This window comes from Streptomyces sp. LARHCF249, from assembly GCF_052871255.1.
Genome location: NZ_JBIXJQ010000014.1, coordinates 73,644 through 86,084, shown reverse-complemented (window position 1 = coordinate 86,084; position 12,441 = coordinate 73,644). Strand labels below are relative to the sequence as shown.

The 12,441-nt window shown below is 66.3% G+C and carries 9 protein-coding genes and 1 pseudogene; 5 read left to right on the top strand and 5 right to left on the bottom strand.

The genetic code is table 11. From position 1 onward, the window contains the following. Nucleotides 1–51 precede the first annotated feature (51 nt). Nucleotides 52–492: a DUF6228 family protein gene (locus ACIPUC_RS31870; protein ID WP_446593863.1), complete on the top strand. Its 441-nt coding sequence runs from the start codon at nucleotides 52–54 to the stop codon at nucleotides 490–492. 215 nt (nucleotides 493–707) lie between these two features. Here ACIPUC_RS31870 and ACIPUC_RS31865 read toward each other — a convergent pair whose 3' ends face one another. From ACIPUC_RS31865 to ACIPUC_RS31855, 3 genes are all read right to left on the bottom strand, one after another. Continuing rightward, the gene (locus ACIPUC_RS31865; protein WP_446593862.1) at nucleotides 708–1,217 is read right to left on the bottom strand and encodes a hypothetical protein; all 510 of its coding nucleotides are present in this window, start codon (nucleotides 1,215–1,217) and stop codon (nucleotides 708–710) included. Nucleotides 1,218–1,243: 26 nt separating this feature from the next. Further along, complete coding sequence (locus tag ACIPUC_RS31860; RefSeq protein WP_446593861.1) at nucleotides 1,244–5,323, bottom strand: DNRLRE domain-containing protein; 4,080 nt, start codon at nucleotides 5,321–5,323, stop codon at nucleotides 1,244–1,246. A 184-nt stretch (nucleotides 5,324–5,507) separates the two neighbouring features. Further along, nucleotides 5,508–7,349 carry a zeta toxin family protein gene (locus ACIPUC_RS31855; RefSeq protein ID WP_446593860.1) on the bottom strand — a complete coding sequence of 614 codons (1,842 nt, stop codon included), beginning with the start codon at nucleotides 7,347–7,349 and terminating at the stop codon, nucleotides 5,508–5,510. A gap of 104 nt (nucleotides 7,350–7,453) precedes the next feature. Here ACIPUC_RS31855 and ACIPUC_RS31850 point away from each other — a divergent pair, with 104 nt between their 5' ends. The 4 genes from ACIPUC_RS31850 (at nucleotide 7,454) to ACIPUC_RS31835 (ending at nucleotide 10,271) form a co-directional block, all read left to right on the top strand. Next, nucleotides 7,454–8,479 carry a helix-turn-helix domain-containing protein gene (locus tag ACIPUC_RS31850; RefSeq protein WP_446593859.1) on the top strand — a complete coding sequence of 342 codons (1,026 nt, stop codon included), beginning with the start codon at nucleotides 7,454–7,456 and terminating at the stop codon, nucleotides 8,477–8,479. Next, nucleotides 8,476–8,634 (top strand): hypothetical protein, encoded by a 159-nt coding sequence (locus ACIPUC_RS31845; protein WP_446593858.1) that lies wholly within the window; start codon nucleotides 8,476–8,478, stop codon nucleotides 8,632–8,634. Before ACIPUC_RS31850 ends, ACIPUC_RS31845 begins: the two co-directional genes overlap by 4 nt. A gap of 525 nt (nucleotides 8,635–9,159) precedes the next feature. After that, nucleotides 9,160–9,663, top strand: coding sequence for a lamin tail domain-containing protein (locus tag ACIPUC_RS31840; protein ID WP_446593857.1), 504 nt, complete (start codon nucleotides 9,160–9,162; stop codon nucleotides 9,661–9,663). A 236-nt stretch (nucleotides 9,664–9,899) separates the two neighbouring features. After that, a complete protein-coding gene (locus ACIPUC_RS31835) occupies nucleotides 9,900–10,271 on the top strand; it encodes a hypothetical protein (protein WP_446593856.1) in 372 nt (123 codons plus the stop codon). Between the two features lie 396 nt (nucleotides 10,272–10,667). Here ACIPUC_RS31835 and ACIPUC_RS31830 read toward each other — a convergent pair whose 3' ends face one another. Then, nucleotides 10,668–10,928, bottom strand: coding sequence for a hypothetical protein (locus ACIPUC_RS31830; protein ID WP_446593855.1), 261 nt, complete (start codon nucleotides 10,926–10,928; stop codon nucleotides 10,668–10,670). 572 nt (nucleotides 10,929–11,500) lie between these two features. Further along, a pseudogene (locus ACIPUC_RS31825) lies at nucleotides 11,501–12,217 on the bottom strand (IclR family transcriptional regulator domain-containing protein); the annotation flags it as partial. Between the last annotated feature and the right edge of the window lie 224 nt (nucleotides 12,218–12,441).

Below are 12,441 nucleotides of genomic sequence, written 5' to 3'. Positions count from 1 at the left end.
CGACCCGTCCGAGAGCGGCGGCTGCCCAGCCCGGTCTTCTAACCTGATCGCGTGATCGACTACGACGATTCCGGCCGCCCTGTGGTCCAGGTGGGAGACTCCGGACCCGCACGCCTACTGCTCTCGGAGCCGACCCGGCGGTACGAAGACGAACCAACGCTCGACTTCCTTGTCAGGGCCCGCGGGCCCTGGGGAAGTGTCGAGACCTCGGTGGAGACCTGGGACGGCGACGGCCTCGACACCTTCCTCGCCTCACTTGCCGAAGACTTCCGGGGCTGGGAGGGAGTGCGTACCTGGCACTCCCTCTGCTACGACCTGACCCTCTCAGCGGAACACCATTCTGGCGGCCATATCCGACTGACCTGGGGAATCCGTGACCGGGCACCCTCCGAGGAATGGCAGTTCGAGACCACCACGGTGCACGCGGCAGGAGAGGACATGCGCAACCTCGCCGCCGAAATCCACACGTTCATCGCGAGCCTCGCAGAGTAGCTGGACGAGCCCCAATGCCGAGCCCCACCACATGAGATGACGTCTTAACCGCTCCGAATAGAGATGTTCGGTCCAAGTGATCTGTCATCAACTTGTCCCCGGGCTGGCCCGGCGGCCGAACGTCCAGATCTCGACCCGACACAACAATAGCAAAGTGGCGCTATCCGCACGATAACCCTGCAGATAGCGCCACTTCAGCTCCGATATTCAGTTCACTACTGAACCTGGTCGCGCTCCCTTGGTGCCGTGGGCACCCAATCGGGATTAACTGTCACCTGTTTGGGGTCTGGCTCGAGCATTTTCAGGCGCCAGCCGCCCCTTCCGCCATTTCCATCGAGGCGGACGTTGATCGATTTAATTTGGCTAGTCTCGTGAAAGTACAGCACCACGGCTTGGCGATCGACGCCGGAGCCGTAGAAGTCAGCCGTGACTTTCCCTTGAGCCCCTTTTTGGAACTCATTTATCCAATTCGCAGCAGTTTTCTTCCGAGCAGTCTCTGTCGCGTCACTGCTCGAAAGGGCCTCAAGCCCCTCGGTGTCACCCTCGCCAAGTCTCCAGACTGCCTCCTGGACGACTTGCAACGAACCAGCCGATGGATGCCCCTGTACCCGTAGAGGCTCATGCCGTGCATAATCCTCGATATATCCAATGTCCCGATTTGAGGCGCCAACATCATGCCTCACAAAGCAGTACCCTGCGACACTCAGCAAGATAGCTACCGACACCAAGAGAATTATTACTCGCAGGGATTTCAATACCGAGCCTTCGGTCGAATGGCTATCGCACGCTCGATGGGCTCGTGAAGGATTTCATCGTAAGTGTGACGGATGTCTGCGAATGTCGTCCTATTTTTGCGCCCATGCTGCGCAACCTCAAAGTATAGGTCACTCGGGGGCTTGCCGACAGGTTGAGCTACAGATGTGATGACGGCTACGTGATTGAAGACTGGCTCCCCTACCCACTTAAAGAATATTATATCGCCAGGCCTAATGTCCGGACCCTTGGTTATCACCTCGGGCGATCGGTAGCCGAGGTGCCGCCTGAGGTTTTCTGCGCCAGACCATGTGCGGCTATTTTTGGGAACGAGCGGTGGACTCCAGGAGTTACGCCACCAGACTTTGTCGCTGGTATACCAGCCACCACCACGCATCTTCATTCCGCCGCCATGATAGAGGGCCTTGGAGATGAAGTTTGCACAGTCCTGGGGATAGTCAGCCTTAATATCGGCGTTGTTCCACGCCCATTGCGCAACGGCGCTGTTGTCAATCCCGGAGCCAAGATTAGCGGCTTTAGCGTCGAGTGCCGAAGGAGCGCTCAGTTCGCCTAGGGCGACTGCCGACAAATCCGGCCCAGTCTCCGTGGTAGTCAGCGTTTCCGCCGATGCCACCTCTAGCTGGCTTTCGGCTGCAGCCGTCTTGGAAAGTTTGATGCTGGCGGCAATGTCGTCGGATTCTGCGGTGAGTGTCGCAATTCCAGCCGCAACGGTAAAGCTGAAGCGCTTGTCGGTGAGGTCCTCAGTGCTGGTGTCCCCGGACGTGTCTAGATGCACTGTCTGGTTCTGCCGCACGGTAGCGCGTACCAGAACCTGTCCTGTGGTCGAGCCTGGGGAGATCTGCACCTCGGTGAGTTCAGAATCGGACTTGGTGTAGGTATAGCCGTCGCTCTTCGCTACTTCTCGGGTGTTGGCGAGTCCGGACCCTTGAGAGTTCAAGATAGCGCTGAAGACCTGGCCATGAGGGGATTCAGCGATGGCGTCGCCAGCCAGTGGGCTCTGGCCGGTAATGACTTTATTTCTAGCCTTAAGATATTCCACTACGTAGTCGCGATATGATGCAGCACCACCGGGAACTTCTGAGCCCTGCGTCAATGGCGATCGGGTTACTGGCCCGGTTCCAAAGAAGTTCTTGGGTGTGACCGACACGCGGTACGACTGCGACCTGTCGGGGGCAGAGAATACAGCGCGTAGCGTGGTTGTTTCTTTTTCCGCGAGGATGCTTCCGTCGGCTTTCTCGACCTTCACTACGTAGGACGGATCGGTGGCGGCGCCGAAGTCGATAGGATGGGACCAGGTGGCCACCAGGCCGGTATCGCCGGGAGTGGAGACCAGATCTGTCACTGCACCCGGAGCCATAGGAGCAAGGTACTCCACGATTAGTTCTGGCCGACGCGTAAGGTCACTGACGTCGCTTGCCCAGTAGGCAGCTCCTGCTGCTCCATCGGGGACGGTAATAGCGACCCCATGGTTATTTCCCTGTTCGAGCCAAGATTGGATCAGCGGTGCGAGGTCGAGATCCGAGACGAGAGCGTCAGATATGAATGCTTCTGTGTCAGCCGCAGCAAGGAGATCCTGACCGGTTCCGGTCTTGTTCCACGCGGAAGCAAGCTCCTGGAGCTTCAGCTTTTGCGGTGTGCACGTGCCAGATGCGCAGTCGGAACGGTTCAGGGAGAATTTTGCTGATGTGACGCGTGCTCCCTTCGGAATCCCGGAAAGGTCAGCCTTGATCCAGGTCGCGGCGGTTGCATTGCCTTGCTTGCCGATGATCAGCTGGTCACCTGCCAGCAGACACGAAGCTACGGAACACGCGGTGACTGCCGATTTTGTGTCCAGTGCCGCGTCTCGGATTACCAGCTTCTTGAGCGTGGCGGGCGGAGCAGGAGGCTGCTGCACACTTACCGGCAGGCTCTGATCAGCGGACCAGGGTGAACAACCGATTTTGCTACAGGCTCGTGCCTGCCATTTGTATGTGACGCCGTCCCTGAGCGCATTGTTCTCGAGTTGCAGTGCTGCACGGCTGCCGCTTTCCTTCCACACGGGTGCAACCTTCAGACCCGGAACGATCGTGCCTGCGGAGTCCTTGACTCGGAATTCGGCACTAACCCGGCGCTGCGCGGGGTCGGTGATGAGTGCGGAGAGGATGGGACCGGTGGATTGAACGGCGCCGGCCTGGAGGTTCTGCGGGGTGTCGGGCAGATACGCGACCCTAAGCCTGCTCCAGGGCGACCACCCGCTGTTGGAGTGTGTTCCGTCATCCGGCATGCTGCGGAACTGGTATGTGTGTCCGCGCTTGAGCAGTCCGGCTGGCACAGTGACCTCTGCAGGTGTGCCCGGGGCTACTGACGGAGATACCAAGTCGGTCCCGACCTGAGTGTTCGTGTCCGTGTCGAAGATCTGGAAGGTGCCGCTGACCTTGTCGCCATCCTGGTCAAGGAAGGTGTCGCGCAGGGTCGGTGTGGTGCCGGGCGTGAACCAGGTGCCTGTTGAGTCGGCGGAAAACGGTGGGCCGGCCTGTCGAGTCTTGCTGCCGTTTGCGTGAGTCGGCTGGTAGTTGTAGATCACGGTGAGCTTCGGCGGATTCGCCGAGGCATTGGCGGAGTTGAATCGCTTCCACTGGGCGACCGGCGTTTCCGAGGAAGCCCTCAGCCCCATGCTCGAGTAAGCCCACCTCTGGCTTGCCCAGTGCTGCACGAGGCTGGTGACGTCGGCGTTGGCCCAACCGTCCGGGTTGGAAGCGCAGCCAGGGTTTCCGTGGGTCTCGGTTGAAGTCGCGTACTTCGCGGCCATCCGCGGCTGGTTCGTCCAGCGCGAGGCGGTGGTGGGGCCGTCAGCACTCCACACCTCCCACGGCTGTGCGGTGCAGTCGGTGTTGCCGGAGTGGAAGTTCCACAAGCCCAGCTGCGCGTAGGTGATGGGCAAGTCCGCGAGGGGAGCGGTGTTCCAGGTGATGAAGGAGCGGGCGAGACGCGGGGTCCCGTTCGCGTTGGTCGTGCCGGGATTGCCAAGGTCAAGTTCGGTGTCGTTCGACCAGTCGACGGTCTCGCCCTGCTGGACGTAGGTGTCGAAGATGTTTCCCAGCATCGAGGTGGAGGGGTCCACGACGACGGGGTACTTCGTGCTGGGGTCGGCTAGGAACTTCGCGTCAGGGGTGACCACCAGGTCGACGACCCCCTTCTTCTGCACGACCTTCATCCCCACACGCACCCTGCGAGTGTGCTCGCCGGAGACGGGGTCGACCGTGGAGTCCCACATCACAGGCGCCGGCATGACTGACGTCTTGTGGCTCTTGCGATCGGTGAACAGCACACTGCCGTCAGCCTGCTGCTCTACCTTGAGGCCCTTGGCCGTAAGGGGCAGCGTGTACGAGTAGCCGTCTGCTGCGGGCCGCTGCTTGAGTTCCACGAACTGCTCGAAGCCGGTACGGGTCGCCTCAACGACCACGTCGCCGCCAGCGACGGCGTTCGTGTATTCGGCGCGAGTGCCCTTCAGCGTGGGCGCGGGAAGGGTTCCCTTCCATTGAAGGGTGATCTGCCGGTCCCCCTCGCCCAGGGTCACCAGATCCGTGCTGGAGTCAGAGGCGGCTGCCTTCGAAGCGGACTTGGCCGCCCGGGCAACTCCGCTGCCGAGCTTCAGGCCGTGTGGATGGGCCTTGGAAGCGATGGCACCATCGGCGCTGCGGGCCAGATTCACATCGACATCGCGCCAGACACGAGCCTTCTGGTCATAGAAGCGAATAGGGCCGGCAGACACATCGGTTGTGAGCGTGCCGTCCGGGTTGGCCCACGTCGTTGTGGTCTCCGAACGCTCGGTCACCGCCTCAACACGGCGGCCGCTCTCACGTGCTGCTACACGCGCACGAGAGATATCGGTAGCGAGGACTGCGCGGGCAGTCTCGATGCCAGCCTGTGCCGCTTGACCCTCGCCCAGCTCAGCGCCCGCTGTTGCCGCTGTGGCCGTGCCCTGAAGCAGTGTGCCCGCAACGAGCAGAGCTGCTCCGCTGGCTATCCAACGCGAGGCCCCCCCGGACCCCCACCATCCGCGATGATCCGCGGACATACGAGTTGTCATTATTCCTCGGTCTGTTGTCATGAGCACCAAGTGATCTAGGTGCGAACGGGCACCGTAACCTGCCGACACGAAGGTACAAGTACCGCGAATCGGCCAAAAACTGTGGAACAGCGCATTCAGTGATGTGCGTCACAGGACGGCATCTGAATTGCGCTGGATAACTCGACGGCACTCACTCAGACGCGCTGGCAGTAGATCGCAGATCACAGGCGGCCGGACCCTTCACAGCCCTGGCAGGCCAGCGATCGAGGCCCGCCCGCAGCAGGGGGAGCCGTCCAGGCGCGGGCCGGTACTCCACCGGCACCGCTTGCCACGCGGCGGGCATCAGCGGCTGCGCCCGGGCCGTGATATCGGCGATCTCCTCCCGCAGGCGGGGCAGCACCTGGTGCAGCGCCCGCTGGACGGAGTGGAAGCGGGCGGCCTCCCCGTCGGTGTACGGGCGGCGCCGGGCCGCAGCCAACGCCCAGGCCGCCCACCGGTCCCGGCCCAGCGCCCGGTGGTCGCCGTCGATCACACGCACCGCGCTGATGATCGGGTCGCCGGCCGCGGCCGCCACGATGTCGGCCGCCACCCGGCAGGCCCGCGCGTGCGCGGCCGGGGTGGGGAGCGCGGTGACGACGTCGAGCTCCAAGGCGCGGGCGTGGTTGACGAGGGTGCGCTGCCGACTGTCGGCGGCCCGTCCGGCCAGGGCCACGACCTCGATCCGGTAGCCGGCCCGGGCGAACCGGCCCGAGCTCACAGCGAAGTCGGCGGCGCTGGTGAAGTCCGCCTCGATGAGAAGGTCGCCGCGCCGTTCGCGGACGTACGCTTCGGCCTCGGCTTGCCAGTCCTCGGCATCCGGCCTCACCAGCTCGTCTGCGGTCCTCGGGGTGTCGTTGACCAGCTGGAAGTGATCCGGGTGATGGCCACGCAGCAGATCGGGATCCACCACCACGGTGCGCGGCCGCATCGCCCGGCGCAGCATCCGCCGCGCCTCCAGCTGACGCGCGCCCGGCTCGCCGACCAGATAGACGACCAGCGGGTCCGGGCGGAAGGTGGCCTTGCGCAGGAAGGTCGGGGCGATCAGCTCGTCGAAGGTCCACCGGTGCTGGTCCGGGCTGAGGCGGTGGTAACCGGTGCCCGGCGGGCCGGGAAGCGGGTGCGCGATGCGGCGGACCGGCTCGGCGGCCGCAGCCGCCCGCTCCGCATCGCGGGAGACGGCCAGCCGGCGGTCCGCGGGCAGGCGCTCGTCGTGGACCAGCACCTCGGCGCGCACCAGGTTCCGGCGGAAGATGCGGGTACGGGATGCGCTCCAGGGCCGTAACCGCTCCGTGCGTACCGTCGCGGTTGCGGCTGGCGGACGGCCCCAGGCGCCGTGGTCAGTGAGCTCGTTGTCGTACAGCGGCTCCAGCCCCCGGCGGACCACGGTCACCCGGTCCACCAGATGCTCCGCCTCGATCACCTCGAGCGAATCCAGCAGCCCATCGGCACAGCGGTCCTGGTTCTCCCAGGCGACGTACCGGCCTTCGGGGCCGAAGAACCGCTCCAGGACGCCGAGCTGGCTGTCCGCGTCGGCCACCGCCAGGACGACCAGCTCGATCCTGTAGCCGGCCGCCCGGTACAGGGCCGCCACCGCACGGGCCTCAGCCGGGTCGGCCAGCGCGAGCTCGACCACCACGTCCAGCCCGGCGGCGCGCGCGTACGCCTCGAGCTCCGCCTGCCACCAGCAGGTCACCGGCCGCACCCCGGCCCCGGCCGTCCGTACGTCCCGCTCCAGCAGCGTCTCGTACTTCCGGTGCGCGGTCTTGTAGAGGTCGCTGCCGATCCGGACCGCTCCTCCCCGGCGGCTCAGCACGCTGTGGATGACGCCGGCGGCCCGGGACTTGCCACTACCGGGTGGACCGGCGACGACCACGACAACCGGACGGTCCTGCGGGACCGCCCCGGCGGTCCACGTCGGCAGCAGGACGTCGGTCAGGACATGGCGGAGCTCCGTCTCGGACAGTCCCGTCGGCACCACGTGGTGCTCTGCCACCTCGCCCCTCCCCAACCCCAGGTACAAACCCAGGGTAAATCCATAGGAAAGCAAATGCCAAATCTGCGGGTAAAGAATGGTAGGATGGGTGGCGGAGGTGACGTATGCCCACCGAAGAAGAGCTGTTTGACGCCGTGGACGCACTGCTCGCGGGTGAACCCGAGATGCCGCCGCCGGCGGAACGGGCCCGCCTGCGCGAGGCGGCCGGGATCACCCAGGCCCGGCTCGCGCAGGCCCTGCAGACCACGACGCAGTCCATCAAGAACTGGGAGGCGGGCCGCAGCGAGCCGCGGCCGCCGCGTCGCCAGGCGTACCAGCGGCTGCTGGACGGCTGGATCGCGCAGTACGGCGCGCAGTCCCAGGCCACACCCGCCACGTTCACCGGCGCCGCTGCCGGTTCCTCACCCCAGGAACCGGCCGCACGTATCGAGCCGGCGGCGCCCGCGGCCACCAAGCCGACCGTCTCGTCGCGACGCCCGGGTGCGAAGAAGGCCGTCGCGAAGCCGGCGCCCGCGTCGGCCGCCGTCGACCCGCGGTTCGAGAACGGGCCGCTCGCCGTCCTCGACGTCGAGAACGGCCAGGTCGTCGCGTACTGCGTCGGCGGCTTGGTCCTGGACGTGCCCGCCAAGTCCCTGCCGTCCTTGGTCGACTGGACCCTCACCCACTCCAAGCTCGGCGCGCCCCGGCTGCACCCGCTCGGCAAGGACTCCGATCCGCTGATCGTGCTGACCGCGGCCGCTGCCGTCCGGTACGGGCTGCCCGAGAAGCTGAGCGATGAGGAGCGCCTGGCGGGCCGGCTGCCGGAGGGCCACAAGATCTGCAAGCAGCTGGCGAAGGCCGACTGGCAGCTCACCCAGCGCGGCTTCGGCCCCTGGGCTCGGATCTACCGTCCCGCCGAGTCCGGACAGCGGCGCTGCGTCCAGCTGTGCATCGTCCCCTGGGACGCGCTCGACGTCCGAGACTGGGGCGACAAGGACAAGGGCCTGCTGCCCGCCACGCTTCCGCCGGGGGAACTCGCTCGGGTCCTAGGCACGTTCGCGAGCCGGGTCCTCACCAGCTGGGGCCTCGCCCGTTTCCTCGGCGACCAGGACGAGGAGCGGGAGAGCGCCACCGGTGGGGGCGAGGTATGAAGAAGACCGCCGACCTCGGCCTCGGACACGAGCAACACCCGCTGCTGGATCGCCGAGTCCGCGACGTCGCCTCCGGCACTGAGGGCGAACTGATGGCCGTCGTCCTCGAGGAAGTCGCCACCCACACCGGACCGCGCTGGACCCGCCGCACCTAGATCCGCCCCGAGGCCGGCGGCCGCGAGCTGCCGACCGGTGCGTGACGCTCGCTCTCGACCTCAATGCGCCTGCTTCGGCCGCCCGGTGCCGACCCTGTTGAAGGTGTCGATCACCCAGCAGCCGACGGCCAGCACCCGATGAGGGACTGGCACATCAGAGCGGTGGTGCGTAACTCGGTGCGAAGAAGCGGCGGAAGCGCCTGTTACAGAGCCGTGAACCCATTCGGCGCACAGCACACGGCATGGCGCGAATGAACTGCTTATGTGGCTGAAACCTCCTTGCTTCGGCATCGGACGGGCTGCCCCACCTCCCGCCCCAACTTCGTCAACTGGACCTGACGCTTGCATCTTGCAAGGGAGAGTTACGGACATGTCCGCATTGAGCAACGTGAGTCCGAGGTTGTGGCGGTTAATGGTGGGTGCGGGCCAGAGTGTGGCTCCTCGGCAAGGACGCCGGGAACCGTACGGAGTCCGCCCGGCTTGCACGAGGCCGGGCCGGCCTGACTTTTCGAAGGAGTCGTCTCCATGTCTGCTTCTCCCGCCGCACGCCGTCTTCTCGCCGCGGTCCTCGCCGCCGGCGCCCTGGTCGGTGCGGCCGCCGTCCCGGCCGCCGCGCACGACGACGACCGGCGCGACCACCGTGGCCGGTACTCCTCGATTGTCATCGGCGACGTCCAGAACGAAAGCCACAGCCGCGGCCGCGGCCGCGACAACCGCGTCCTCAACCGCGAATGGGTTGAGGTGAAGAACACCGGCCGTCACTCCGTCGACCTGCGCGGCTTCACCCTCACCGACCGCGACGGCAACCGCTACCGCTTCCCCGGCTTCCGCCTCGACGGCCGCTCCAGCGTCAAGGTCCACACCGGCCACGGCCGCGACACCCACCACGACCTCTACCAGGACCGCCGCCACCAGATCTGGGACGAGCGCGACACCGCCACCCTCCGCGACGACCGCGGCCGGATCATCGACACCGAATCCTGGGGCGGCCGCAGCCACCACGGGCACCACGAGAACCACCACCGCTAACCCAAGCCGGCAGCCACACCATCGGGGACAGTGAACTGCCAGCACCAGCACCAGCAGCAACCGCGTGCCGCGGCCACCAGCCGCGGCACGCAACCCCCGACCACCTTGGGCGCCTGACCTGTCCGATCCGTCAGCCTGCACCCCACGTCTGTGGCACCCACGGGCGGCCTGCTACAGGCGGAGCCCCGAACATTCTGGAAGCAGCAGCGACACAACCGACCCCCGGGAGATTCCTTGTGGAGTTCTGGCAGTATTCCCCGTCCGAAGTGACCGCCCCTCAGCTGGACCTCGACCCCTACCGCTTCCCCGGCGCAGACACCGGCGAGCCCGCGGCCTGCGAGGCCTCGCCGCGCAGTCGCCCAGGTGATACGGACTGGCAACTACCTTCCTGCGGCGAACAGCATCCGCAGGCACACAGGCCGACATCCGACCCCCGCCTCGCCTGGTCGCTGCAGCCCGCAGACGAGCGACGGTTGGACCTGCAGGCGGCACTGACCACCGTCGGCATCCCACCACTCCCCGGTGACCTGGAAGCCATCCACACCCTGTCCTCACTCGACGACACAACCAACGCAGCTCTCGTACGGTGGATCACCACCAACCGCTGACCCCCGGTACTGCCCGTACTGAAAGCATCCGACGACTGACGGAGCTCGGGCGGCCGCAGTGAAAGTGGTAGACGGTCGGGGATCCGGCGTATCGTGACGCTGGTGGCCGCATGCAAGGACGCCCGTTAGCATCGCAGCCGTCCACACGCCGACTCGTGCCCAACCAGAAAGTCCGGCCATCACCGGCACCCCCACCCCGTAAGCCCAAAAGGCACCAGAGTCCCTCGGGTTGGACCGTAGGGCGAGTCGGGAGGCTGTTGCGATCTGGATGCCACAGCTGTACTGCGGCACGGGGGCATTCCACGGGATTCCCCCCTCGGCGGCTGCGGTGCCAGACGAGACCGTGGACGCGTGCATGGCCGCCAGCGGATCAGCGGTCGCCGGTGCGGGGCTGTGCTACTGGCGATGGGAGGCGACGATGATCCCGGCAACAGTGACGACGAGCGCGATGCCCGCGACGGCAACAGTCAGCGGTGTGGCCAGCCGAGGGTGAACGGCGGTGACGTACAGCAGCATCGCCCCGATCACGAGGATCAGGAGTCCGAGGACCAGGGCGAGCAGCAGCGTGACCGCACGCCCCGGGGAGCTGGTTGGTGAAGGTGGCTGTGGGGCGGTGGGGGTTCCGGTGTCGGGTGGGGTCGCAGTCGGCTCAGACACGGGTGTCCTTCGGGATGTGGGCATGCTGAGGTCGCACGCGGTGGGAGAGGTTCGGCGCGCGATCCGGGCGCTGTGGACTGGACGAATGGGTTCCGGCGGGAAAGCTTGGTACTGCGCGGCGTGGCGTCTGTTGCCCCTCGCACCGGTGCGGCCCGCCTACGTGAGGTGGGTCCGCTGCCGGGCGGGTCCAGGAGCGTCTGAGCGTCTTAGGTCTCGAAGACCATCAGCGGGTCGGGGAGCATCCGGGTGCCTGTGCTTGTCGAGTGGTGCTGGTGCAGGTCGGTGACGCGCTGGACGGTGTAGGCGTGGGGGAGGGCAAGTTGGGCGTCCCCAGGGCCGAGAGCCTGCGGTGGGGCCGCGGCGAAGAGGTAGAGCGCCTCGGTCGGTTCGGCCGCGAGGTGTGGTCCTGGGGCGGGGGAGTGGGAGGCCTTGCGAATCGCACTGGTGGTGACCAGCGGGGTGCGAAAGACACGACGCATCCGCTCGAAGGCAGCCTGGCTGATGACGTTGTTCCCCGTACCGGGCAGCTCCTTTGCAAGGTGGCCTGCTGGCCGGGGCAGCTTCGCGCCGGCCAGTAGGAGGGCGAGCAGGACGGGTACTGCCTTGTCCGCCAGTGTCTGGGTGGCCTGCTTCAGACGGTGGGCGCTGCTGTGGGGCAGGGACAGGGCCAGGGTGCCGGCCTCGGTGCCCACGGTGATGGGGACTGCCGCGCATACGGTGTGCGGGGAGTATTCGCGCAGGTCGAAGACCGGGTCGTTGGGTGTGATCCGGTCCAGGCGGTCGAAGAGCTTCTTCGGGCTGGTGATGGTGCGGTGGGTGAGGCGGGCTGCCTTGTGGCGGGTGAGGTGGTCGGCACGCGTGCGTGGGTCGAGCTGGGTCAGCAGGCACTTGCCGACAGCGCTGGCGTGCGCGGCTGATCGGAAGTCGACCCATTCGTTGACCGCGGGCGTGACAGGTCCGTCGGCCATCTGCGTAATGTGCACCTCGCCGTCGATGTAGCGGCCCAGGTAGACCGCGGCGCCCGCGCTGTCGCGGGCCAGGGCGAGGGTGTGCTGCAGTTGCAGGCTGGTGCCGTCGGGCGTGGCCAGGCGGGTGAGCGCGGGGCCGGGGAAGTAGACACGACGGTCCGCGATCTTAGTGGCGAACTCCTCCTCGACCAGCATGAGCATGATTCCGTCAAGCTGTCCTGTGGGGACGCCCGACTCCCTTGCCAATTGGGAGAAGGTCGCGCCCAGCGGGTGTCGCTCCAAGGTGGTCACCACCGTCTCGGCGGTGCGCGCCTGGAGCAGGGCGTCGCTCTGGTTGGCGCTGTGGGGGTTGTCGGGGTGTGGCAGGGTCAGCCACGGCCAGCGGGTGTCCGTCTCGGGAGTGGGCTTGTCCTCGGCCGGGGCTCCCGGCTCCTCGGTGCGGGCTGCGACGTAGGGCGGGACCTGTGGTTCGACGATGTCGTTTACCGCGTATGGCAGGGCCGGGCCAGCGACGGCGATGACGCCGAGGATGTCGTCGTCGAAGG